Here is a 22,801-nt window from a genome sequence, read left to right as displayed (position 1 = left end):
TTTTATGAAACTCTTCTATACACCTAATTCACCCTATGCACGCATTACACGGATAGCAACACTAGAATTGAATCTCAGCAATCAGATCGAAACGCAAAAAGTCATTGCACGAGATCCAAACAGCGACCTAGTGAATTACAACCCTACAGGTAAAGTTCCAACCCTAGCGACTGACGACGGATTTATCTTGAGTGAAACACGTATAATATGCGCTTATCTAAATCACTTAAATCCTGAAATCAAACTAGTTGCTGACATTTCTAATGGCTTTTTACAGCAACTTGAAGGTATAACTGGTGGCTTCATAGATGGCATTGCTGTCTGGGTACGGGAGTTAAGGCGTCCTCTAGGCGAACAGTCTCTTGGGGCGATCGAGTTTGAGCATGAGCGGGCGTTGAGAATTTTAAACTACTTCGAGAAGATATCAGATAAACTCGACCAAACTCCTAAACTTGCTCATATAACCCTCGCCTCTGCACTTGGACTAGAGATCCGTCTTCTCAATCTGCAATGGCGGCAGAAATATCCAAAACTTGCTAATTGGTACGATGAATTCTCTAAACGACCATCCATGCAAGTAACAAAACCAGAGTCTTAATAACTAATACTTTCTTATTCCAAACAAGAAAACGAAAAAAGCATAAGTACGCCGTCGCAAATAGAAATATGAGTACAAAAAAACAACTTAAACTCGGAGCATTTTTACCCGGTAGTGGACATCACGTTGCAGCATGGCGGCATCCCAACACCCCGGCTGATGGAGGTTTAAACTTCCAACATTACAAGCAGCTGGCACAAACGGCTGAACGGGGTAAATTTGATATGCTTTTCCTCGCAGATGGTTTAGCTGTCTGGGATAGAGGACAAGGGGCTGAGGCTTTTAGCCGTTCGGGACAATTCAGTGTCCACTTTGAACCTTTAACCTTGTTGTCGGCTCTGTCTGCTGTGACAGAAAATATCGGTTTGGTGGCGACATCATCAACGACTTATGATGAACCTTATCATCTCGCCCGTAAGTTTGCATCACTGGATTATCTAAGTGGTGGTCGTGCTGGATGGAATCTCGTAACCTCTGCTGCTGAAGCCGCAGCGCAGAATTTCAGCCAAGAAAACCACCTAGAACACTCACTACGCTATGAACGAGCGAGGGAATTTGTGGATGTTGTCACCAAACTTTGGGACAGTTGGGAAGACGATGCTTTCCTCCACGATAAGGAGTCAGGTATTTACTTCGATGCAGAAAAGCTGCATGTTCCCCACCACAAGGGCAAATATTTCTCGGTGCGCGGCCCGCTCAATGTGGCGCGTCCACCGCAGGGATATCCAGTAATTGTACAAGCTGGATCTTCCGAGGCTGGACAGGATTTAGCTGCCCAAACAGCAGAGGCGATTTTCACTGCTCAACAGACATTGGCAGAGGCTCAAGCCTTCTACACCAGCGTCAAAGGGAGATTAGCTAAATACGGACGTTCCCCCGATCATCTCAAAATTATGCCAGGGGTATTCCCGGTAATTGGTAAGACTGAGCAGGAAGCTAAGGATAAATATGAGCAACTTCAGGAGTTGATTCATCCCTTGGTCGGATTAGGGCTACTTTCTGGGCTAGTGGGTGGCCATGATTTGTCCAAATATCCCCTAGATGGGCCGCTGCCGGATCTGCCAGATACCAACGGTGGCAAAAGCCGCTTGCAGTTGATTACCGATCTTGCCCGCAGAGAGAACTTAACAATCCGACAACTGTATTTGTGGATTGCAGGAGCGCGGGGACATCGAACGATTCTCGGAACACCAGAACAGATTGCCGATCAGTTAGAAGATTGGTTTGTTAATGGTGGGGCTGATGGATTTAACATTATGCCGCCCTGGCTACCTGGGGGTTTGGAGGAATTCGTGGACTTGGTAATTCCCGAACTGCAACGCCGAGGAATATTTCGTACTGAGTATGAAGGCAGTACTTTACGCGAAAATCTTGGTTTACCCCGTCCGGTGAACCAGTTCACCACAAAGACTGCTCCTGAACCTGTGAGCGCCGGTTCCTTAGCATAGTAATAATTGATGGATAAATTCCTTGTAGAGACGGCGATTTATCGCGTCTTTTGAAGCAACGGCTTTGATTTCTTCAAACTTCATCTGGTTTGTTATTCCAGTGGTTTTAACAATACAATCAAGTCGTCTCTACGGAAACTTTTTATCGTGTTGGGCATCCTAACGGTTCTTGTATCCTCCTTTGTTTTGACGTTTCACAACGTTACTGTCCGAGTTTTGTTTTCAGAACATCTCGTACTAGGTTTATTTTTACTCGGTGGATACGTTAAACCGGATTTGCAGAATTCCTTCTTGCTGATGTTCATGCGAATGCTGCTGGTGGTTCCATTCATGGCATCTCTATCATTCAAGCTATATCCATCTGCTTGGACGGAACTCCAATACTTGTTTACCCGCAACAGTAGGGATATTCTAATCCAAGCTCTTGGCTGTGGGGTGCTGATGTTTGTGTATATTGCCTCACTCTACATTGCTATTGGCTTGATTCCCACAGGCATTGCTTTGACCCTTTTCTTCACTTATCCCGTATTTACAGCGCTGCTGTCTTGGAGGTTTTTTGGCGATCGCCCCACATTGTTTCGTTGGCTAGTAATGGCTATTATTCTGGTAGGAAGCGCTCTCACCATTCCCCAATCTTCTCCTACTTATAGCAGCCATACCATTGCGATCGGCATTTTCGCTAGTTTTGGCGCTGGCATCGTTTACGCCTTTTATTGCATCATTGCTCAAAAATGTTTAGAAAAATTCCATCCAATTCCCTTTACCTGGATCAGTTTTGCCTGTACTCTACTGCTTTCTGGTGTTAGCTTACTGTTCTGGCCAGGTAAAAACGCCCAACTTGATTGGACACCCCTATGGATTGGTAGCATATTTTCTGGTCTGGTTAGCTTTCTCGGACACACTTTAAACAATGTCGGGATTCAGATGATTGGCGCAACTACCGCATCAATCATCGGCTCTAGCAGTCCAGCATTGACAGCGTTAGTTGCATGGATAACCATTAGCGAAACTTTAAACGTGATTCAGAGCATCGGGATTGGTGTTGTCACATTGGGGATCGCCTTACTTAGTGCAGAAGGCTTTGTGAAATCGCTCAAAATTAGGGGTTGAATTGGGAATTAAGATATGCCTTTCTCCGCTATCCTTTTCGATCTCGACGGGACTTTGACAGATCCTAAACCTGGCATCACTGGTTGTATTCAATATGCACTCTCTGAACTCGGTTACAAACCACCGAATGCTGATGAATTACATTGGTGTATTGGCCCACCACTGAAAGATAGCTTTTCGCAATTACTCAATACTTTGGATAGCACAGTAATTGAACAGGCTATTTTACATTATCGTCGTCGCTTTGCCACAATTGGATTATTTGAAAATTCCCTTTATTCCCAAATTCCAGAAGTCCTAAAAGCCATTCGTTTTGCTGGATATAAAACTTTTGTTGCAACTTCCAAACCATATATTTATGCTACACAGATTATTGAATATTTTGGGCTATCGTTGCTTTTTGATGGTATTTATGGTAGTGAACTTGACGGAACACGGAGCATAAAAGGTGACTTAATTCACCATATTTTATTAACAGAAAAACTTTTACCCTCTAGTGTGGTGATGGTAGGCGATCGCTCACATGACATCATTGGAGCCAAGCGCCATCATATTACTTCAATTGGTGTCACCTATGGCTATGGAACTGAGGAGGAATTAAAAGCTCATGGTGCTGACTTGATTGCCCATTCTCCAAGTGATATTCCCAAATTAATAATTCGTAATTCGTAATCAAAGATAATGCCACCATCATTAACGTTTATCCATAGCTTGCTGTTGTTTAGTACCGCTTTTATTGCAGGTGGCTTAAATGCTGTAGCAGGTGGTGGAAGCTTTATCACGTTTCCAACTCTCATCTTTACAGGTGTCGCCCCGATCGCAGCTAACGCCACTAATAATACTGCAATTTGGGTAGCTTCCCTTGCCAGTGCTGGAGCATATCGTCAAGATTTGGGCATTGAGCGGCGAGATTTTTTACTTCTATGTGGTGTCAGTTTAGTTGGTGGCATGATTGGCTCCATCGCCTTGTTGTATACATCGCCAGATGTCTTTAAAAAGCTGATTCCCTATCTATTGCTGCTAGCAACAGTTGTATTTACCTTTGGCGAACCGTTCAAAAAGTGGTTGCAGCGTAAAAGCCAGAATACATCACCAGAATCTGTACCGTTGTTTAATTTGGTACTGGCTCAACTTGCGATCGCCATCTATGGCGGTTTCTTCGGCGCAGGTATAGGGATTTTAATGCTGGCAACTCTGACATTGTTAGGTATCAAAAGTATCCACAAAATGAATGCTTTTAAGACATTTTTAGGGAGTTGTATTAATGGTATTGCGATCGTTCCATTTCTTTTTGCTGGTGTGATTGCTTGGCATCAAGCTATTTTGATGGCAGTCGGTGGCTCTCTTGGTGGTTACTTAAGTGCCCATTATGCTCGTAAACTTGAACCGCACTTAATTCGGAAATTTGTCATGATTGTTGCCTTCAGCATGACTGCCTACTTTTTTATTCACGGTTAAGAACTGGGAACTACTCAGGGGTGATGTATGCAAGCATCAAACAAATCACAGGTCATGTTGCGTGCTTTTAGTTCTAGAAATTTTCGCCTGTACTACACAGGTCAGGCAATTTCTCTAATTGGTACGTCAATGACTCAAGTAGCTACTAGTTGGTTAGTATATCGCCTCACCGATTCCGCTTGGTTACTAGGGTCTAGTGGGCTTTGCCAGCCAAATTCCTACACTTCTATTGATTCCTCTAGGTGGAATCATTGCCGATCGCACCAACCGCCATCGCATTCTGCTTGTTGCCCAAATTCTTGGGATGCTTCAGTCTTTGGCTCTGACTTGGCTGGCTTTGAGCGGTACTATTAACGTTTGGCAGATTGCATTTCTTGGTGTACTGCAAGGGATAATTAACGCCTTCGATATTCCCACTCGACAAGCATTTCTACCGGAAACGGTCAGTAAGGAAAATCTCGGTAATGCGATCGCTTTGTACTCCTCCCTTGTCAGCGTTTCACTTATGGTTGGACCTGCGATCGCAGGTTTGTTGATTGTAGCGCTGGGATCGGGGCTATGTTTCCTGATTGATAGCATTAGTTACATCGCTGTAATTATTGCCCTCCTAGCAATACGGCTGACATCCAGAAAAGCCGTCATTCCCAAACGCAAACCCTTAGAAGAATTAAAAACTAGTTTTAAATATGCCTTTGGGTTTTTGCCAATTCGCTCAGTCTTGATTGGTTCGGCTTTAGTTTGCTGCGTGTGGGGATTTTACTTAGCTTTGGGGCCGATTTTTGCTAAAGAGATTTTGCAGGGTGGCCCTAAGAGCTAATTTGTAAACTCAAGTAAAGTACTTGTCTTGCAAGGATTTCAGGAATTTGAGTCAAAAAAATACTTATTCGCTGAAACTCAGACCTAGTAACGAGTTGAGTATCCTTCAGATTTTCTTTACGAATCAGCTCTAACACTTTCGGTTTCTTGATGACAGCTTCCAGTTTGGGAACCTTAGCAGGTGGTATCTATTTAACGAAGCATAGCAATGTACTAGAGTCGGGTAAAGTTCTAACATTGGGAATAGGTTTTATGGGGTTAAACTTGATTGTCTTTGCCTTATCCCGTGTATTCTGGCTTTCACTGCTTTCATTATTAGCAGCTGGTTTCGGCTTTATTTTGCAGATAATTGCCGGACGCACTTTGCTTCAGTTGTTGGTGAGCGATGAAAATCGCGGACAAATTACTGGTCTTTATGTTATGGCCTCTACAGGCGCATTTGCTATCGGCAACTTAATAGCTGGCGCACTAGCAAGCAAAATTGGTAGTAGCAATACTGTCATCCTTGGTGCAAGTATTTGTATTGCAAGCTCAATTTTCTTTATGCAGCAAATTTCCACCTTCCGCAATCTGGTTCGTCTGAATCTACGTACTGAAGCAACTTAAAAGAAAAATAGCTTTGACTATTTGAAAGAGTGCATTATCTAGCCATAACACTAAGAATTGGTAAAAAAAATGACTACTATAAATGACCCTGCTGTTGTAGCTGAAGTAACCGATTTGTACTTCAAGTATGAAGAAGCCCTTTCTAATAACAATTTGGAAGTGATGGATAGCTTGTTTTGGGATGCACCCGAAGTAGTGCGCTTTGGCATCACAGAAAACCTCTATGGTGGCGATGAAATTCGTAACTTTCGCCAGAATCGATCAAACCCGAAAATAGAGCGAGAAATCTCGAATCTCAAGGTTGTAACCTTTGGGAAAGATGCAGCAACAGTGACTTTAGAATTTCACCGGATTATCAATGGTGTAGAGCGTTTCGGACGACAAAGCCAGACTTGGTACAGGTTTACCGAAGGCTGGAAGGTGGTTTCAGCCCATGTTTCATTATTGCCAGTGTGATTGTTTTTTAGCAACAGATGTGGAATGTGTAGCTGATTTAAAGTTAGACGTTACCGAACAAATTGATGTAGTTTTATTGCCTTTAAAAAAGGTCATTGAAGGTATTGATAAAGGTATATTGCTGCAAACATTACATATTAGCTCATTATTCTTCGCTCTAAAAAAACTTGGTAAAGTGCAATTTGATTAGTCATCTGGCTATAGTTGCCTTTGCCAATAACTATCAAGAAAGGATAAAAGATATATGACTGCAACCATTTCATTCGATCGCGTTTCTGATATCTACGATGCAACACGAGGACTACCGCCTGGGATTTCTGAGGAAATCACAGATTTTATTCTCAATCTAGTTTCAGCAACAACAGAAACCAAATTTTATGAAACAGGTATCGGCACTGGTAGAATTGCTGTCCCGATCGCAAAAAGAGGTTACTCTTATACTGGTGTAGATATCTCTGAAAAAATGTTAGCTGAACTGCACCAAAAGCTAGAGGGTGTGTCTCATAAATTAACAGCAATTAAGGGAGATGCAACTTCTCTACCATTTGCTGACAATTCTTTTGATGTGGCGTTGACAGTTCATGTGTTTCACTTGATTTCAGCTTGGAAGCAAGCACTAGCAGAAATTCGTCGAGTCCTCAAACCGGGAGGAATTTACCTCTACACTCACGGTAATATGAATTACAGCAAAGTTAATGAAGATATCAATCAGGGTAGGTTTGATTTTCAGCAACGTTGGCAAGATATCATTGCTGGCTATAATTACCCTTTACTCCGTTATGGTGCAACAGAAGAAGAAGTTTTAACAGAGTTGCGCGAACAAGGAGCAAATTTAGAAACAGTTGTTGCAGCCAAATGGCAGCCTGAAGTAACTGTGGGCAAATTGCTTGAATATCATAAAAACAAAGTTAATAGTCATACCTGGCACATCCCAGATGATATCTTTGCCCGTGCAATTCAAGATTTGCAAGACTGGGCTTTGCAACACTACGGCTCTTTAGACTACGATTTGTCTGGTGAAAGGAGGTTCAAAATTGTAGTAGTACGCAACTGGGCTTAATTGCGATAAACAGGTTTGTAGTAAGGACTTTAGTCCTTGTCTATGGCTAAATGAGGATTCACTAATGATATTGGAAACTCAACGCCTATTCCTGCGGGAAATGACGCTTTCTGACCTTGACGCGCTACTGCTTGTCCTCGGCGATGCAGAGTCGATGCGCTACTACCCAAAGCCCTTTGACCGCGAGATGGTGGAAAAATGGATCGATCGACATCGCCGCAACTACGAACAGCACGGCGTGGGCTTATGGGCGATGGTTCTGAAAGCAACAGGCGAGGTAATCGGCGACTGCGGACTGGTTTGGCAAGAGGGTCGAGGGACATCGAGAACTCGAAATTGGTTATCATGTCCGCCGCGACCAACAAATGCAGGGTTACGCCACCGAAGCCGCGTATGCTTGCCAAGACTACGCCTTTAACGTGTTGGGTTGCGGCGATCGCGTCATTTCCTTGATTCGCCCAGAGAATATCCCCTCTCGCCGTGTAGCTGAAAAGAACGGACTCAAGGTCGTTCAGGAGACACTCTGGCGCGACATACCGCATTATATATATGCTGTGCAGCGCTCAGAAAGTAAACTTTTTACAACAAGTAATTTCAAAAACAGAGAAGTTTAATAATCTCTGTACCAACGTTGAGGCTGTTCACCGGAAATATAATTATACCAATTTAAAAAAACAATGCGACAAATAAACCATTTGTAGAGACGCGATTCATCGCGTCTTTACCCAAGGATGTGTTGCAACCATTAATTGAATTGGTATTAGCCATTATATCTCTTGGCAAAAGTGCTTTTTGCACTCTTGGGGGAAAAGGGTAAAGGTTAAAGGGGAAAGGGAAAAGGTATTGGTTTTGAATACATCAAAGCTCTTGGCAAAAGTGCTTTTTGCACTCTCGTGGGAAAAAGTTTTGGTTAAAGGGGAAGGGAAAATACAAAACCTTTACCCTTTCCCCCAAACCCAATTCCCGACAAATGCCAAGAAGTCTATCCTTTACCCAATACCTCCAAACGCATTCCCCCTGCCCCCTGCTCCCTGCCCCCTGCCCTCAAAGCGATGGGATATTTTTGTAGTTGGAAGTCCCATAGGTTGTAGAGCGAACTTTTGGTTGGCTATGCTTCAAAATATCAGGTGCATTTAATTTTTCGAGTATAAAATCTACTTGCTAAAAGAACTGCACCTGCTACTAAAGTTGCTAGTACACTATCAGGTTCAGGGACGGCAGCAACTTGAGCATCAATTCGTGCAGTTCCAGCAAACAAACCGATCAATTTAGAGTCGCCTAATATATTAGCAAACTCTGGAGAAATTAATAATTTCACATCAGGGATAGTTAAATTTTGGCCATCAAATGCTACAAGTCCTGGAGCGCTCAAATCAAACAAAATTGTATTTAAAGAAAACGTATCTCTTAAAACAAGTCCGCTGGCACCTGTGACAGTACGTCCTGGAGCAAAACCGATTGAAAAGTTACCAACAGTAATTTGATTGTTGAATGTAACAGTACCAGTATGCTCGATTGTACCTGAGAGCGGAGTAAAACCGCCCTCGTCACTGAACGTGAAGTTGGTGGCTGAGTCGATGTTGAAGCCGACTAAATAATTGCTAGGAATTGGTGCAACCGTCTGATTAGTACCTGTCAAGTTTAGCCCAATACTACTAAGAATCTCTTCGTGATCGCGATCGATACTGGTGACTCCAGATATCACTTTAAAAGTTGCAGCTTCTACCTGTATGGGTGCGATTGAGATGAAAGCTGCTGTAGTACAACCAAGAATCCCTGCAAACTGAAAAAAATGCATATATATTTCTGATGATCTTTGTATTTTATTTTAAATAATAAAACCTTTTTTATTAATCTATAAAGTCAAAATTTACTCTAAAAAAATATTTGCAAAAGTTAAGTTTACGTAAACGTGCAGTTAATAACAAAATTTAAACCAGGTGTTTCAAAAACTTAGTTAAGTAAGTAGGTACAAATAAAAATCAATCATCAGAATCAAGCGTAAAGTAGAAAGCATAAAGCATTAAGGGTAGAAAATGAAAAAAATATAGTTACGTTTAATTATGCCCAATGCCAATTATTTACCCTTCAACCTAATAAGTATGAAGTGGTCAAACATAAGTTTATCTTTAATTATTAATAAGTTTAAATTAAGAGTTGCAGTACTGTCTTATATATATAATTTCAGTGTAATAATGATAAAAAAATGATATAAATACGTTGATAAAAGCACAGCAATGCTCATGCATATCAACTTCAGCCAAAACACAAGAGAAAGTTTTCGTTTCCAGCCAGAGGTAATGCCTTAAAAGCAGTTCTGCTGGAAATTTAGGAGGCGTATCCTTACAATAGGTATTCCCAGACTCTAGCTGAGAACCAGAAAAAGCTGATTTATTCTCGCCGATTTACTTTTTAGTTCACAGATTTGTTCTAATCCACCAGCTTATTTTCTCCAAATTAGGATCTATTTCCTGCCAAAAGCTGGCTGAAAAGTCTACTTCTCTTGTTGCTGCAAGTATTTTATCTATACTGTTGAAGTTTTTTTGAATCAATTGCTTATCTAGTTTAGGAATATCTAATTTCAGATATTTCAAACGGTTGGGTAACTCTACTTGCTCTTGTGTCGGCAAGTGGGGAATTTGAGTAACTTGTTCTAAAATTTTGTCTATTGATGTAATAACTTCTTGTAGACTCGGTTTTTTAGTTTGTAATTGTAAATCTTTTTCTTCAAAGGCTTCTTCTTGATTACCTAACTTTACTAAGACTATTTTGACAAAGAAAATATTGTAATCTACCTGACTAACTTCACCCACTTGCTGATGATATTTTCCATTTTTAGTTATAACTACTATGTCACCTTTCTCAATTCTATTGCTCATAATTTATATAGCTTGGTATTAAATTACTAAATAATCTCCTCTACAGAAAATACTACTCTAAAGCCACAAACCCTCAGTCCACCGTCTGACTCATTCCAGCTACGGCTAGCGCTGCGACACAGTTCTGGACTGAAACTCCAAGAACCACCGCGTAGCACCCGACGATTTATATCGCCGCCAATTTCCCAAGCTGTTCCATCTACGGGTGCGTCGTTATAATTGTTATGCCAGGAATCGGCACACCATTCCCAAACTAGCCCGTGCATATCGTACAATCCAAAGGCGTTGGCGACTTCAAAACTACCGACGTTTGTTGTTTCTTTACGGAATTTGCTTTTTGGTTCCATAGTGCAGCTGACTAACTCAGAGGTAATGGTTTCGCCAAAGTGGAATGAGGTTGTAGTTCCAGCTCGACAAGCATATTCCCATTCAGCTTCACTCGGTAAACGATAGTCGCGTCCAGTTTTTTCTGATAGTCTGAGACAGAATTCTACAGCCTCATACCAAGATACATTTTCTACTGGTCTATCTAAACCTTTGAATTTCGATGGATGGGGATTTAAAGCTTGTTTGACTTTGGGTAAAGCTGCTACTACTCTCCACTGTGCTTGAGTTACAGGAAATTTACCCATAAAAAATGGTTCGACAGTAACTTGATGTTGAGGACGTTCGTCAGCATCTCCTTCAAATTCCGGTGAACCCATCATGTAAGTACCACCAGGAATCGATACCATTTCTAATGTGACAGACTTACCTAATTGTTCAGCAAAGAAATTTGCGTTACAGTTCATGCGGTTTACTTCTCTACCACCTGTGTCTACTGTCACTACATCAAATTCAAAGGTTTCTAATGGGGGTAATGGGACGATTACTTTTTGTGGTAGCGGCGGTAATATAGATTGAGGCATCGAAACAATTTTTAAGGCAACAGGTTCAATGTTCGATGTGGCAAACTTCAAATCGTTAATGACTTCTACTGCTGTTTGATACCTTTCACTCGGTAGATGTTTGAGTAATTTATCTAAAATTTTTCCTAATTCGTCGCTGATAGTAATACCTTTTTTCTGTAAATGTTCGCGCCACAACCATTTAGCATTCATGGCATCATAAATAGGGTCATTAATCTGTCCAGAAGCATCTTGCAAGGGTAAACATTGAGTCAAAAGACGCACACAAGTTACACCCAAAGCATACAAATCACTGCCGTGACAAGCAAATCCAGCCATTTGTTCTGTTGGGGCATAGCCAAGGGTATAAATTACCGTAGCTTGTCTTCCGATACTGGTTTGTGTTACTTGTTTAGCACCACCAAAGTCAATTAAAACAGGTTTTTCATCACTTGCACGGCGGATAATATTTTCTGGTTTGATATCCCGATGAATGACGTTATGGGTATGAATGAATTCCAGAACTGGCAATAAATCAGCTAAAAGTTCCCAAATTTGTTGTTCGCCATAAATTTGCTGCTGAACTTCTTGTAAGAGAGTTTTTCCTTGAATAAATTCTTGTACAAGATACAAGCTAGTACCTTGTTCAAAATAAGCTAGTAATCTGGGAATTTGGGTATGATTTTCTCCCAATTCATACAACCGAAAAGCCTCTTCTTTGAAAAATTCTGCGGCTTTAGTGCGTTGTCCTGTTCCCTGGAACTGCGGGAAAAATTGCTTGATGACGCAAGGGGCGTTTAGTCTGTCTACATCTTCTGTAGAATATGTTCTACTAAATCCACCTTCACCTAAAAGTCTTAATACGCGGTAACGGTTTCTGAGAAGTTTGCCAAAGTTGCTTTGTCCGCAACTCACGCAAAATCTATTGCTATCAGAGTTGAATGGATTTGAGCAATTGGGGTTTTGGCAGATTTGCATAATGAGGGGGAAATAGCATCTTCTCCAAAGTTAGCCCCAATATTATCTAATTGAAAACAGTTATGTAGAGAAGCGAACACGGAAGTTTATTCATGTGTTTAAAACTATGTTTTATACGAGGGCATAAGGATGAATACAATTCAAAATTCAAAATTCAAAATTCAAAATTTAAGAGAGTTACATTAGAGGATGTTTTAAAAGTCTGTAGTAGTGTATCAAATCTTTGTTTACCCCACCCTAACCCTCCCCTTATAAAGGGGAGGGAACAAGATTTCTTATTTCCCCACTTTCTAAGCTACGGTGTATACACAAGTCTCTAGTAGTTAATAAATCTTGGTTTTACCCCACCCTAACCCTCCCCTTGTAAAGGGGAGGGAACAAAATTTTCTAGTTTCCCCCCTTTATAAGGGGGGATTAAGGGGGGTAATTTGACTTGTGTATCCACAGTAGGCTTTATAAGGGGGGATTAAGGGGGGTAAAAATGTGATTAAAATCACAGCCAACCACTTTGAAAACAACCTCTCAGGAGATTTAAAATTCTGAATGACATTGAGATTTGTGCGTTATAGCAAGCATAACTCACTCGATATTTTAATATAGCTGTTGTTCGCTATCTAAAAAAGTTCATAAAGAACCAAATTACCCATAATTTTTATTGGCAATAGCAAGTCTTATTTAAAAGTTTTCTTCTCTCCAGAAGCGCGAATTAATTCAGCTACAAAGGCAACGATCGCAGATACTAAAATTAACATTACACTGAGAGCATTAATATCAGGTTTAACTCCGGTTCTAATGCGGCTAAAAATCTCCATTGGCAGGGTGTTAGAACCGCTACCAGCAGTAAAACTAGCAATCAGAAAGTCATCTAAGCTAAGAACAAAAGCTAACAGACAACCAGCGATAATCCCAGGCATTAATTGAGGTAACAATACTTTGATGAAAGCTTGGGTTGGTGTCGCACCTAAATCTAGTGCTGCTTCTTCTAAGTGGGGATCTAAATTAGTCAGTCGGGAAGCAACTACAAGTCCAACATAGGCTAAACAAAACACTACATGGGCTGCAACTATTGTCCACAAACTCAAAGGTACTGCAAAGGCTGCTAGACATACTAGGGTAGCCACTGCGATCGCAATATCGGGAATAATCAATGGTAGGTAAGCAATACCCAGATACAATTTTTTACCAGGAAATTCGTAACGCGCCAACCCAACCGCCATCAAGGTTCCCAGCACTGCGGAAATTGCCACGGCACAACCGGCAACTATCATACTGTTTTGCAAAGCCGATAAAATGCGATCGTCACTGAACAACCTGCGATACCAATCGAGAGTGAATCCTTGCCAAGTTGCACTGTAAGGCGACTTATTGAAGCTATAAAAGCCAAGTACCAGTATGGGCAGGTACATGAACACAAATATCAGCAGTGAGAAAACCGCTTGCCATGAGACACGCGGTTTTTTGAGAGATGGAGAGATATTCACGTTTATATATGATTTTTCTTGATAGCAATCGTTTGTATCATATTTTATCTAAAAAGTCAATGATTACTGACTAGCGATCGCCACTTTCTTTTCCATTAGAATGTACAAGTAGTTGTTGTCAAGATTGCAATATTTCTGGCAAACATTGCAATATTTCTGGCAAACATTGCAATATTCCTGGCAGACATTGCAATATTTCTGGCAAACATTGCAATATTCCTGGCAAACATTGCAATATTTCTCATCAACATTAGAATATTCCTTATCAATACTGCAATATTTCTCATCAACATTAAAATATTTCGGTATAAGTAAGTCGGTGCAATAAAACCAAACCGTGCCAACAAAAGTAAATAAAGCTCAAACTCTCTCCCCCTGCCCCCTGCTCCACTTCGACTACGCTCAGTGACCCTCCTGCCCCCTGCCCACTATTCTTAACTAGACTTCTTTCTTCCTTGTCCCCCTTGTCCCCCTTGTCTTCCTTGTCCCTCTGCTATTGAATATTTTTTACTTGGAAGTCCCCTATTTCCCACTCGGACACACTGACTGCATTTCTTGGGGAAGTTGCCGACACATCTGCTGTAATCCTTGAGGATTAATTTGCCACCAAGCAAATAATCCCAGACTTGTACCCCCTACAAGCAACGCTAACACTCCCCCCAGCATTACCAAAGGTTTACTCCACTTCGGTTTTGTAATTAAAGTTGGTGGAATTTCTGGGTTGAGAGGTGGTTCTTCTGAAAGATCCAAATCTAGATCCGAATTTAGATCCAAATCTAGCAAAGCTTGGGAACTTTCTGTAAAAGAAGTTGGTTCTTCTAATTTCTCTAGTTCTTCTAGTTCTTCTAGTTCTTCTGATTCTTCTAATTTCTCTAGTTCTTCTTCCTGTATTTCTGTTTCTATAATCTCTTCTGGCAACGCCGGAGTCACGGGTACTAAGTATTCTGGAGAGACACGGCAATAGGTGATAACAACCGATGTATTATCAAGGCCATTTTTTTCGTTTGCTAAGTTAATCCAGTTGCGGACAGCATCTTCAACTGTCATTTGCCCTGTTAACACGGGTATTGCATAATCCTGCCAAGATTGTTCTACCCAGTTGCGATCGCTTAAACCATCAGAACACAGTAGCAAAATGCCATCTTCTTCCAGAATAAATCGCTGAACATTGAGACGTAAAGATTCGGAATTTCTTGTCCCCAATGCTTGAGTTAAGGCACTCGCATCTGGTCTTAAAAGTGCCTTTCGATACAAGCTTTTAGCAAGGCGTACTTCTCGCGTTGCCACATCATCATCTACTGTTAGTAGCTGGCAATAATTGCGAGTAATCCAATAGGCACGGCTATCGCCAACATTAGCCAAGTAAAGCTCATGGGTATTATTTGATTGCCATCCAGTACTTGTCTGGATTCGTTGTGGAACTTGCAACGCCATCACAATAGTTGTAGCCATGCGTTCTTTGCCCTGGCGTTTTTGTTCGTTATTGCGGGCACAAATTACATTATTTACCACCCGTAAGCTTGCTTCTAATTGTTCCTGCAACAACTCAGGTGGAAAAAGTGCAGTTTGTTCTGTCACCTCAGTTAGTAAAGCGCGAATTTGCAACTTTACAGACTGCACAGCCAATTGACTTGCAACCTCACCGCCTTCGTGTCCGCCAATGCCATCGCACACAATCGACAAGTGGCGCAATAAAGGTTCATCTAAATCACTCAAACTATTGGGATAGCAAGCATCTTCATTTTGCGCCATCATTGGGCCAATATCTGTAGAACCTGCCACCTTTAAGGCTAATGGCAATTCTGCCGCCGCCGCTAGTAGTAAATTATTGAGTTGAATACTAATTTCCTCTAACTCAATCTCAGTTTCACACATCTCCTGCACAATGTCCTGTAAGGCTTTGGCTACTGATGTTTTTGCAGAAACTACCCAAAACTGCCAACATTCCCCCAGATTTTGTAAACTCAGCTTTTCATCAGCTGGTGTTTGATAGAGTTCCAACAGTCGCATACACCAACCTTCGACTCTCAAGTTGTCTACTACTAATAAACTGCGGCTAAGTCCCAATTCTGCTAGAGGTGTCCAAAGTTGGAGAATTTGCCACAGCCAATAAACTTGTCGTACTGCCGTGGCTTCCTCCCAAGCCTCAACAATAGTTGGATAGATATTTCCTGTCTTATCTATCGGCGCATTTTCTAATAAAAGGATATCAGTTGTATCTTCTTCAAGATTACTAGCAAACCCATAAGCTTGGGGCAGATGTAACCGCTGTTGATATAACTGTAAATAAGGAATTACTGCGGCTGGCAATTCTTCAGGTACATCTGGCGGCAGTCCCGGTTGAGTATCTAGCCAAATCTGTTGTTTAATTACCTCATACCTATCTGCTACCTTTGTGCCTGGTGGGATGTAAGCAGCCAATGAGCCAGTCGCCCAAAGATAGCGGTGAACTAAAGGAGTTTGGCAACTGGCACAAACGTTATCTCCCATAGGATTGATGGGGCTATTACAGCGTGGATTTATACAAAAAATTATCAGTTGAGTAGAAATCATAAATATAGGAGTCAGGAGTCAGGAGTCAGAATTCTTATTTATACATAAACTTCGATTAACTTTAGCTGGCAATGAATTGAAGGCTAGAATAAACTGGACATGTGTACCGTTAGCTACACCTTGTTACTGAAATTAATCAAAATTACAAAATTATTGGTAGAAATACCCAGTTTTGTTTTCTGTAAATAACTTACGTCTGGCTGTATCTAATCGTAGAAATGCATTTACGTCAATGTAGAGTTTAGGATGGCGCTATGCCAAGTTTTACCTTAATCTGGCTTCTGGCAGGAGCAGTTTTATGTTTAATGGAACTGTTCTTACCGTCGGCGTTTGTCGCCTTGATGATGGGAATTAGCGCTTTTGTGGTGGCGCTGCTGTCTGGAGTGGGTATGGGAAGTGTATGGTTGCAAATTGTAGTTTGGCTGTTGCTTTCCATAGCCCTAATCGTGCTTTCTCGTCGGTTTTTGCAACCAAGACAACGCAAATCAAAAATTCGGGATGCAGTCATAGCTGAAACCTTAACAGAAATTCTGCCTGGAAAAACAGGGCGGGTACGGTATGAGGGAAATTCTTGGCAAGCAAGATGTGACGATGACAAATTTACCATACCACCCGATCAAAGAGTTTACGTAGTTAGGAGGGAAGGTACTACTTTGATTGTTGTACCGGAAAATCTGTTGAATTCTTGAGTATTTTGTCATTTGTCATTTGTCATTGGACTTCTTGCAAAAATCGATTTTTCATCAGGATAAAAGTAAAAAGTCAGAAGTTATTCTCCTTGTCTCCCTTGTCTTCCTTGTCCCGCCATCTCAATGACTTTTGCAAGAGGTCTATTTGTCATTATGTCATTTGTCAGAAAGCAGGAGTTATTTTCTTCCCCTGCTCCTCTGCTCCCTTTTTCATATTTAAAATTAGGAGATTCATAATGGAACAGTTTTTTTTACTAGTATTTTTAGCTCTTGGTGGTTCTGCTGTAGCAAGTTCGGTAAAAGTCGTCAATCAGGGCAATGAAGCTTTGGTGGAAAGATTGGGTAGCTATAACAAAAAACTGGAACCAGGACTAAACTTTGTTGTTCCTTTTGTAGATAGAGTTGTCTACCGAGAAACTATTAAAGAAAAAGTCTTAGATATTCCTCCTCAACAGTGCATTACTCGTGACAACGTTGGTATTGAGGTAGATGCAGTGTTTTATTGGCGCATTGTCGATATGGAAAAAGCCTGGTACAAGGTAGAAAATCTCCAAGCGGCAATGATAAATATGGTGCTGACTCAAATTCGCGCCGAAATGGGACAACTAGAGTTGGATCAAACTTTTACTGCTCGTTCTCACATCAGTGAGCTTTTATTACGAGATTTGGATGTTGCTACCGATCCTTGGGGTGTGAAAGTGACACGGGTAGAACTGCGAGATATTATTCCGTCTCAAGCAGTACGAGAATCGATGGAATTGCAAATGTCAGCAGAACGACGCAAACGGGCAGCAATTTTAACTTCAGAGGGCGATCGCGAAGCTGCTGTCAATAGCGCCAGAGGTAAAGCTGACGCGCAAATCTTGGATGCGGAAGCTCGTCAAAAATCGGTAATTTTGCAAGCAGAAGCCGAACAAAAGGCGATCGTTTTGAAGGCTCAAGCAGAACGTCAGCAGCAGGTTTTAAAAGCCCAGGCGATCGCAGAGTCATCAGAAATTATTGCCCAAAAGCTCCACAATAACCCCAATGCCAATAAAGCAGTGGAAGTACTATTTGCCTTGGGCTATTTAGATATGGGCGCGACAATAGGTAAAAGCGATAGTAGCAAGGTGATTTTTATAGATCCGCGTTCCATTCCCGCTGCTTTAGAGGGTATACGCTCCGTCGTTTCAGATGGTGAGGTTAACTCTAACGAATTGTTTTCCAAACAAATCCCAGGATTAGAAAACAATCGCTCTAGTTAAGAATAGGGAGCAGGGGAGCAGAGGAGCACAGGAGCAGGGGAAGAAAATAACTCCTGCTTCTGCCTTCTAACAAATGACAAATGACCAATGACAAATGACTAATGACTTGGTTATGCTTTGATTTACCGCAGTAACAAAACCTCAACTCCTAAAATTTCAGCACTTGTTGCTAAAGCTTCATCAGCCGTTACCAATTGGATATTATTTTGAAATGCAATTGTCAAATGTAGAGCATCAAGTGTACGCAATGGTGTATCAAATCGACTAATCCACTCACGCGCTAAATTATAATGAACTATTTCTACCGCAATTTGAGTATAAAATCCACTATCTAAATCTGCTTGGAACCTTTCTACAATGGCTGTTGCATCCTGCTGAGATATTTCTCGCATTCTGACTCGACGCGATAACGCAGAAACGAATTCAACCTCAACCAATTGACTCAAACCTACTTCAGTTTCATTGAGTAATAATTGTTCAACTGCATCGCTCAAAGCTTCTCTCCAATACAAAGGAGCGATAACGCTTGTATCTAAATAAATCAACGACGTTCCTCTGTACGCGCATTGATGACAGTTGCGCTCAATGACTCACCCTTAATCGCAAGAGAATCACGAAATTGTTTCATACTTGCTAATCGTTCTTCCTTTTGTAGCGGAGGAACTAAACGAGCTACAGCTTTATCTTGGTCTAGCAAAATTACTTCTTCTCCCCTAGCTACTCGTTCTAAGAGAGATTTTAAATCTATAGCTGCTTCTTCAACGCTAATTCTCAACACTCCATTACTCCTGTAGTTAGATTTGAAGATAAAATAAAATTCCCTGTTTAAATTATTGTAATTGAATTGAGTAGTTTTCTATCTTCTTCTGTGATATAGGAATCCGGTTTGATTTCTGAAAAAAATCCGTACACTTATAATCCTCTTCTTCACTATTGCCTATTGCCTATTGCCTATTGCCTATTGCCTATTGCCTATTGCCTATTGCCTATTGCCTATTGCCTGTTCCCTGCCTCTACGAGTAATTTCAAAAATCAAATACTAGTCCTATATATAAAAAATAGGTACGGTAGAAGAAAGATAGAGAATAAATTTTAGGCGATACCTAGCGGTAAGTTTGCGCGATGTCTACGATGGGCTATGCCTATGCGCTACTTGTCTAATTATTTTCGCGATCAAATAATCAAGCTTTGATAAGTTGTAAATTATGACCTTATCTATTGAGTCAACTACAGCATTAAATATAGAAGAGTTCTTAAAACTACCAGAGACAAAACCAGCAAGCGAATATTTTAACGGCAAAATATACCAAAAGCCTATGCCGCAAGGAGAACACAGTACTTTACAAAGCAGTTTAATCATAGCTATTAATGAGATTGCTAAACCACAAAAAATTGCTTATGCCTTTCCTGAATTACGCTGTACATTCAAAGGTCGTTCCATAGTACCAGATATTGCTGTGTTTGAATGGCAAAGAATTCCATTGCTTCCTAATGGAAAAATTACAAATAAATTTGAGATTCCCCCAGATTGGATAATTGAAATTCTTTCACCCGAACAATCGCCTAACCGAGTTATCCACAAAATTACATTTTCGATTCAAAATGGAGCGAAGCTAGGTTGGTTACTCGATTCTGCTGATGAATCCATCATGATTTTTGAACCCAATAAATTACCAGAATTAAAAGAACAGCAAGATATCTTACCCGTTTTGAGTGTTTTGGAAAATTGGCAATTAACAGTTACAGATGTATTTAATTGGTTGAGTTTTGTTTAAATAAAGCATTTATTACAACAGAATTCAGGAGTCAGAAATCAGAAATCAGAAGTAAAACACGCTTTATCCGTCTCATAAAATTGGTATGGCTATTGACTAATTCCAGTACTTTGATTCACCTGGCATTGATTGCACAACCCAAAAAACTCTAGGGTGTGGTAAAAAACTTTAAACTGATGGCTTGATTCTAACTGGTTTTCTAAGTCATGAACTGGGCATTGATTAATCGCAATTGAGACGCCACATTGCAAGCAGGTAAGGTGGTGTTTATCTTGTTGTGCTAGGCTATAGAGGGCTTCACCGTTAGCCAAATTTCGCACTTGTACCATGCCTTCTAGTTTTAAGGCTTCTAGAGAACGGTAAACTGTTGCTAAACCCATGCTCTGATTGATATTACGTAGTTCTACGTAAATATCTTGGGCAGAAATGCCTTTTTTGATAGTTTTCAGTAGGTTGAAAATACGCTCTTGACTGCGGGTGCGTATGACTTTCATAGACAATTATTTAAGTATGCCACTGTAGTTTGAAGCTGTTAGGATGAGCTAATCAATCGATTAAGTTTAACCGCTTCGTAATCTTATTTTCACTCAGTTGGAACAGAAAGTTATAGTATAGCGATCGCAGCATTCAGCAAAAGCCCGTGCAAACCAAGTATCTAGCCAAAATTTTCGTGACCCTTCGTCCTTCAGTTTTAGACCCCGCTGGTGTGGCAGTACAATCCGGTCTTAAGCAACTGGGATACGATAACGTTGACCAGGTGCGGATTGGCAAGTACATTGAACTCACCATCACCTCAACTGAAGAGAAGAAAGCGCGTCAAGACCTTGATACCATTTGTGACCAAATGCTATCAAATCCGGTAATTGAAAATTACCGCTTTGAATTAATTGAGGTCGAAACTCAAACTGGGGTATTTTAGGAATTGGGTATAGGGCATTGGGCATGGGGCATTGGGCATTAATTATTCTTTCTCCCCCTTGCCTCCTCTGCTCCCACTTCGGCTACGCTCAGTGACCACCTGCTCCCCTGCTCCCCTGCTCCCCTAACTAATCATGAAATTCGGTGTTGTTGTTTTTCCCGGTTCTAATTGCGATCGCGATGTTGCTTATGTAACCAGAGATTTACTGGGGCAACCAACTCGCATGGTTTGGCATCAAGAAACAGATATTGCTGATTTGGATGTTGTGATTATTCCTGGTGGCTTTAGTTACGGGGATTATCTCCGCTGTGGTGCGATCGCGCGTTTTTCACCTGTGATGCAACAAATTGTGGAACACGCCCAAAAGGGTAAGTTTGTCCTCGGTATTTGCAACGGCTTTCAGGTATTAACTGAAGCTGGACTTTTGCCAGGAGTGTTAACTAGAAACCGAGATTTACATTTTATTTGCGATCGCGTCCTCTTGAAAGTTGAGCGTACTAATCTATGGACGCAAGCTTATACAACTGGTGAAGTTATCACTTTGCCCATTGCCCACGGAGAGGGGCGATTCTACGCTGATGCAGCCACTCTGGCAAAAATTGAAGATAACGGACAAGTCATATTTCGCTATGAAGGGGAGAATCCCAACGGTTCACTAAACAACATTGCCGGGATTAGCGATCGCCGGGGCAATGTGTTGGGAATGATGCCGCACCCAGAAAGGGCATCAGACGCAATGTTAGGGGGTAGTGATGGCTTGAGGTTGTTTCAAGGCTTACTAGAGAAAGTAGCAGCATTAGCGTAAAGCAAATAAGTTGAGCGTTTTGCGATCGCTGTCTGTAGAAAAATGTTCATCTATCTTTCAGACAGCGATTTATTTTTTCCGAACGACGCATTAGTAAAGGTTTGGGGTTAGCAATGCCTGCGGTAAATGCTCGCCTACGCACCTCAAATTGTAGTAAAAAAACATTTGGGTAAAATTATTTACCAATTTGAAAAAAGAATGTGACAAATAGACCATTTGTAGAGACGCGATTCATCGCGTCTTTACTCAAGAATGTGTTGCAATCATTAATTGAATTGATATAGGTTAAAATTTAGAGGTTGCGTGTTTTAATCTTTTAGTAGACTTACAAAAGTCCGCGTACACAAAAAACTTCCAGCCAGTTTTGGCAAGTTTTTGAAAACAAAGAGAGAAACAAACTTATGGGACTTTTCGATCAAATTCTTGGTGCTGTCGCTAATCCCAATCAACAGGGCAGCTTAGGTGAAATAGGAAGCATTGTTAATACTGTACAGCAGTTGAGCGATCGCACAGGCGCAGATCCTTCTACCATCCAATCAGTTTTGTCAGTTGTGGGTGGTCAAGTACGTTCTGCTTTACAAGACAAACAAGCTACAGATGGTAATGAAGCCACACAAAATTTAGTCAGTCAATATGCTGGTACTTCTGCCAACCCCCAAGCCGTCAATTCGTTGTTTTCTCCTCAGATACAACAGCAAGTAGCTGAAGTTGCAGCCCAACGCACTGGGTTAGATGCTGGTATCGTTCAACAATTGCTGCCTTTGGCAGTACCTTTGGTGCTAAAGTTTTTGCAATCAGGAGCCAATGCTCAAAATCCCCAAGCTGGCGGAAATCCTGTCCTAAATTCCTTCTTGGATGCTGATGGTGATGGCGATGTCGATATTGCTGATGCCATCCAAATGGCTAGTCGATACATGAGACAGTAACAGTTCTCCCCACTCTTTTGGGATAAACCAGACATCGGTAATTATACCTTGCTAGATTTTTAGCCAAGACATAGGCTGAGAAAACGATCAATTTGTAAATATAAATCAGACAG

The 22,801-nt window shown here is 41.2% G+C and carries 26 protein-coding genes; 18 read left to right on the top strand and 8 right to left on the bottom strand.

Translation table 11 applies throughout. The annotated features are described in order from the left end of the window. Positions 1-4: 4 nt before the first annotated feature. From NSTCB13_RS05895 to NSTCB13_RS05840, 12 genes are all read left to right on the top strand, one after another. On the top strand, positions 5-598 hold the full coding sequence (locus NSTCB13_RS05895; protein WP_445628738.1) for a glutathione S-transferase family protein: 594 nt from the start codon (positions 5-7) through the stop codon (positions 596-598). Positions 599-666: 68 nt separating this feature from the next. Further along, a complete protein-coding gene (locus tag NSTCB13_RS05890; RefSeq protein WP_448268980.1) occupies positions 667-2,046 on the top strand; it encodes an LLM class flavin-dependent oxidoreductase in 1,380 nt (459 codons plus the stop codon). Positions 2,047-2,232: 186 nt separating this feature from the next. Then, the gene (locus NSTCB13_RS05885; protein ID WP_448271682.1) at positions 2,233-3,156 is read left to right on the top strand and encodes a DMT family transporter; all 924 of its coding nucleotides are present in this window, start codon (positions 2,233-2,235) and stop codon (positions 3,154-3,156) included. Positions 3,157-3,171: 15 nt separating this feature from the next. Beyond that, entirely contained in the window at positions 3,172-3,828 is a 657-nt protein-coding gene (locus tag NSTCB13_RS05880; RefSeq protein ID WP_448271681.1) for an HAD family hydrolase, read from the top strand. A gap of 9 nt (positions 3,829-3,837) precedes the next feature. After that, entirely contained in the window at positions 3,838-4,614 is a 777-nt protein-coding gene (locus NSTCB13_RS05875) for a sulfite exporter TauE/SafE family protein (protein WP_448268977.1), read from the top strand. 196 nt (positions 4,615-4,810) lie between these two features. After that, a complete protein-coding gene (locus tag NSTCB13_RS05870) occupies positions 4,811-5,431 on the top strand; it encodes an MFS transporter (protein WP_448271680.1) in 621 nt (206 codons plus the stop codon). 122 nt (positions 5,432-5,553) lie between these two features. Then, positions 5,554-6,036, top strand: a complete 483-nt coding sequence (locus NSTCB13_RS05865) for an MFS transporter (protein ID WP_448273132.1) — start codon at positions 5,554-5,556, stop codon at positions 6,034-6,036. A 69-nt stretch (positions 6,037-6,105) separates the two neighbouring features. Then, a complete protein-coding gene (gene hpxZ, locus NSTCB13_RS05860; protein ID WP_445628732.1) occupies positions 6,106-6,492 on the top strand; it encodes an oxalurate catabolism protein HpxZ in 387 nt (128 codons plus the stop codon). Further along, the gene (locus tag NSTCB13_RS05855; protein WP_448273234.1) at positions 6,470-6,682 is read left to right on the top strand and encodes a hypothetical protein; all 213 of its coding nucleotides are present in this window, start codon (positions 6,470-6,472) and stop codon (positions 6,680-6,682) included. Before hpxZ ends, NSTCB13_RS05855 begins: the two co-directional genes overlap by 23 nt. Before the next feature lie 54 nt (positions 6,683-6,736). Further along, positions 6,737-7,552 (top strand): class I SAM-dependent methyltransferase, encoded by an 816-nt coding sequence (locus tag NSTCB13_RS05850; protein WP_445628731.1) that lies wholly within the window; start codon positions 6,737-6,739, stop codon positions 7,550-7,552. Between the two features lie 64 nt (positions 7,553-7,616). Beyond that, on the top strand, positions 7,617-7,970 hold the full coding sequence (locus NSTCB13_RS05845) for a GNAT family N-acetyltransferase (protein ID WP_448271678.1): 354 nt from the start codon (positions 7,617-7,619) through the stop codon (positions 7,968-7,970). Further along, positions 7,888-8,166 (top strand): GNAT family N-acetyltransferase, encoded by a 279-nt coding sequence (locus NSTCB13_RS05840; RefSeq protein WP_448273130.1) that lies wholly within the window; start codon positions 7,888-7,890, stop codon positions 8,164-8,166. The genes NSTCB13_RS05845 and NSTCB13_RS05840 overlap by 83 nt, the downstream gene beginning before the upstream one ends. Before the next feature lie 509 nt (positions 8,167-8,675). Here NSTCB13_RS05840 and NSTCB13_RS05835 read toward each other — a convergent pair. The 5 genes from NSTCB13_RS05835 to NSTCB13_RS05815 all read right to left on the bottom strand — a co-directional run bounded on the left by NSTCB13_RS05835 (position 8,676) and on the right by NSTCB13_RS05815 (position 16,330). Then, positions 8,676-9,350: a hypothetical protein gene (locus NSTCB13_RS05835; RefSeq protein ID WP_445628728.1), complete on the bottom strand. Its 675-nt coding sequence runs from the start codon at positions 9,348-9,350 to the stop codon at positions 8,676-8,678. 619 nt (positions 9,351-9,969) lie between these two features. Continuing rightward, a complete protein-coding gene (locus NSTCB13_RS05830; protein ID WP_448268971.1) occupies positions 9,970-10,431 on the bottom strand; it encodes a hypothetical protein in 462 nt (153 codons plus the stop codon). Between the two features lie 26 nt (positions 10,432-10,457). Next, positions 10,458-12,296 carry an SUMF1/EgtB/PvdO family nonheme iron enzyme gene (locus NSTCB13_RS05825; RefSeq protein WP_448268969.1) on the bottom strand — a complete coding sequence of 613 codons (1,839 nt, stop codon included), beginning with the start codon at positions 12,294-12,296 and terminating at the stop codon, positions 10,458-10,460. A 671-nt stretch (positions 12,297-12,967) separates the two neighbouring features. Beyond that, positions 12,968-13,777, bottom strand: a complete 810-nt coding sequence (locus tag NSTCB13_RS05820; protein ID WP_448271676.1) for an ABC transporter permease — start codon at positions 13,775-13,777, stop codon at positions 12,968-12,970. 522 nt (positions 13,778-14,299) lie between these two features. Then, entirely contained in the window at positions 14,300-16,330 is a 2,031-nt protein-coding gene (locus NSTCB13_RS05815) for a protein phosphatase 2C domain-containing protein (protein ID WP_448271675.1), read from the bottom strand. 254 nt (positions 16,331-16,584) lie between these two features. Between NSTCB13_RS05815 and NSTCB13_RS05810 the strand changes: the two genes are divergently transcribed. Together NSTCB13_RS05810 and NSTCB13_RS05805 are read left to right on the top strand one after the other, a co-directional pair. Beyond that, positions 16,585-17,019 carry an NfeD family protein gene (locus tag NSTCB13_RS05810; RefSeq protein WP_448271674.1) on the top strand — a complete coding sequence of 145 codons (435 nt, stop codon included), beginning with the start codon at positions 16,585-16,587 and terminating at the stop codon, positions 17,017-17,019. Positions 17,020-17,255: 236 nt separating this feature from the next. Further along, on the top strand, positions 17,256-18,263 hold the full coding sequence (locus NSTCB13_RS05805) for an SPFH domain-containing protein (RefSeq protein ID WP_445628722.1): 1,008 nt from the start codon (positions 17,256-17,258) through the stop codon (positions 18,261-18,263). Positions 18,264-18,385: 122 nt separating this feature from the next. On the opposite strand, the gene NSTCB13_RS05800 is transcribed toward NSTCB13_RS05805, so the two are convergent. After that, entirely contained in the window at positions 18,386-18,808 is a 423-nt protein-coding gene (locus NSTCB13_RS05800) for a type II toxin-antitoxin system VapC family toxin (RefSeq protein ID WP_448271673.1), read from the bottom strand. Beyond that, on the bottom strand, positions 18,805-19,041 hold the full coding sequence (locus tag NSTCB13_RS05795; RefSeq protein WP_445628720.1) for a type II toxin-antitoxin system Phd/YefM family antitoxin: 237 nt from the start codon (positions 19,039-19,041) through the stop codon (positions 18,805-18,807). The genes NSTCB13_RS05800 and NSTCB13_RS05795 overlap by 4 nt, the downstream gene beginning before the upstream one ends. A gap of 427 nt (positions 19,042-19,468) precedes the next feature. Here NSTCB13_RS05795 and NSTCB13_RS05790 point away from each other — a divergent pair, with 427 nt between their 5' ends. After that, positions 19,469-20,038 (top strand): Uma2 family endonuclease, encoded by a 570-nt coding sequence (locus tag NSTCB13_RS05790; protein WP_448271672.1) that lies wholly within the window; start codon positions 19,469-19,471, stop codon positions 20,036-20,038. Positions 20,039-20,127: 89 nt separating this feature from the next. Here the strand turns inward: NSTCB13_RS05790 and NSTCB13_RS05785 are convergent, their stop codons facing one another. Continuing rightward, positions 20,128-20,532 carry a Fur family transcriptional regulator gene (locus NSTCB13_RS05785; protein WP_445628718.1) on the bottom strand — a complete coding sequence of 135 codons (405 nt, stop codon included), beginning with the start codon at positions 20,530-20,532 and terminating at the stop codon, positions 20,128-20,130. Positions 20,533-20,678: 146 nt separating this feature from the next. On the opposite strand from NSTCB13_RS05785, the gene purS reads away from it, so the two are divergent. The 3 genes from purS to NSTCB13_RS05770 all read left to right on the top strand — a co-directional run bounded on the left by purS (position 20,679) and on the right by NSTCB13_RS05770 (position 22,688). Further along, positions 20,679-20,957 (top strand): phosphoribosylformylglycinamidine synthase subunit PurS, encoded by a 279-nt coding sequence (purS, locus tag NSTCB13_RS05780; protein WP_292747447.1) that lies wholly within the window; start codon positions 20,679-20,681, stop codon positions 20,955-20,957. Positions 20,958-21,090: 133 nt separating this feature from the next. Beyond that, a complete protein-coding gene (purQ, locus tag NSTCB13_RS05775; RefSeq protein ID WP_448271671.1) occupies positions 21,091-21,762 on the top strand; it encodes a phosphoribosylformylglycinamidine synthase subunit PurQ in 672 nt (223 codons plus the stop codon). A gap of 401 nt (positions 21,763-22,163) precedes the next feature. Then, the gene (locus NSTCB13_RS05770; protein ID WP_448268964.1) at positions 22,164-22,688 is read left to right on the top strand and encodes a DUF937 domain-containing protein; all 525 of its coding nucleotides are present in this window, start codon (positions 22,164-22,166) and stop codon (positions 22,686-22,688) included. Positions 22,689-22,801: the final 113 nt, after the last annotated feature.

The organism is Nostoc sp. DSM 114160, from assembly GCF_053470305.1.
Note: the sequence above shows the minus strand (reverse complement) of the source record. Positions and strands in the feature narration are given on the sequence as shown.

Bases quoted from the DNA above. Each gene is read 5' to 3' on its own strand.
- NSTCB13_RS05895 (WP_445628738.1), top strand. From the start codon at position 5: ATGAAACTCTTCTATACACCTAATTCACCCTATGCACGCATTACACGG.
- NSTCB13_RS05890 (WP_448268980.1), top strand. From the start codon at position 667: ATGAGTACAAAAAAACAACTTAAACTCGGAGCATTTTTACCCGGTAGT.
- NSTCB13_RS05880 (WP_448271681.1), top strand. From the start codon at position 3,172: ATGCCTTTCTCCGCTATCCTTTTCGATCTCGACGGGACTTTGACAGAT.
- NSTCB13_RS05875 (WP_448268977.1), top strand. From the start codon at position 3,838: ATGCCACCATCATTAACGTTTATCCATAGCTTGCTGTTGTTTAGTACC.
- hpxZ (WP_445628732.1), top strand. From the start codon at position 6,106: ATGACTACTATAAATGACCCTGCTGTTGTAGCTGAAGTAACCGATTTG.
- NSTCB13_RS05855 (WP_448273234.1), top strand. From the start codon at position 6,470: ATGTTTCATTATTGCCAGTGTGATTGTTTTTTAGCAACAGATGTGGAA.
- NSTCB13_RS05850 (WP_445628731.1), top strand. From the start codon at position 6,737: ATGACTGCAACCATTTCATTCGATCGCGTTTCTGATATCTACGATGCA.
- NSTCB13_RS05845 (WP_448271678.1), top strand. From the start codon at position 7,617: ATGATATTGGAAACTCAACGCCTATTCCTGCGGGAAATGACGCTTTCT.
- NSTCB13_RS05835 (WP_445628728.1), bottom strand. From the start codon at position 9,350: ATGCATTTTTTTCAGTTTGCAGGGATTCTTGGTTGTACTACAGCAGCT.
- NSTCB13_RS05830 (WP_448268971.1), bottom strand. From the start codon at position 10,431: ATGAGCAATAGAATTGAGAAAGGTGACATAGTAGTTATAACTAAAAAT.
- NSTCB13_RS05825 (WP_448268969.1), bottom strand. From the start codon at position 12,296: ATGCAAATCTGCCAAAACCCCAATTGCTCAAATCCATTCAACTCTGAT.
- NSTCB13_RS05815 (WP_448271675.1), bottom strand. From the start codon at position 16,330: ATGATTTCTACTCAACTGATAATTTTTTGTATAAATCCACGCTGTAAT.
- NSTCB13_RS05810 (WP_448271674.1), top strand. From the start codon at position 16,585: ATGCCAAGTTTTACCTTAATCTGGCTTCTGGCAGGAGCAGTTTTATGT.
- NSTCB13_RS05805 (WP_445628722.1), top strand. From the start codon at position 17,256: ATGGAACAGTTTTTTTTACTAGTATTTTTAGCTCTTGGTGGTTCTGCT.
- NSTCB13_RS05790 (WP_448271672.1), top strand. From the start codon at position 19,469: ATGACCTTATCTATTGAGTCAACTACAGCATTAAATATAGAAGAGTTC.
- NSTCB13_RS05785 (WP_445628718.1), bottom strand. From the start codon at position 20,532: ATGAAAGTCATACGCACCCGCAGTCAAGAGCGTATTTTCAACCTACTG.
- purQ (WP_448271671.1), top strand. From the start codon at position 21,091: ATGAAATTCGGTGTTGTTGTTTTTCCCGGTTCTAATTGCGATCGCGAT.
- NSTCB13_RS05770 (WP_448268964.1), top strand. From the start codon at position 22,164: ATGGGACTTTTCGATCAAATTCTTGGTGCTGTCGCTAATCCCAATCAA.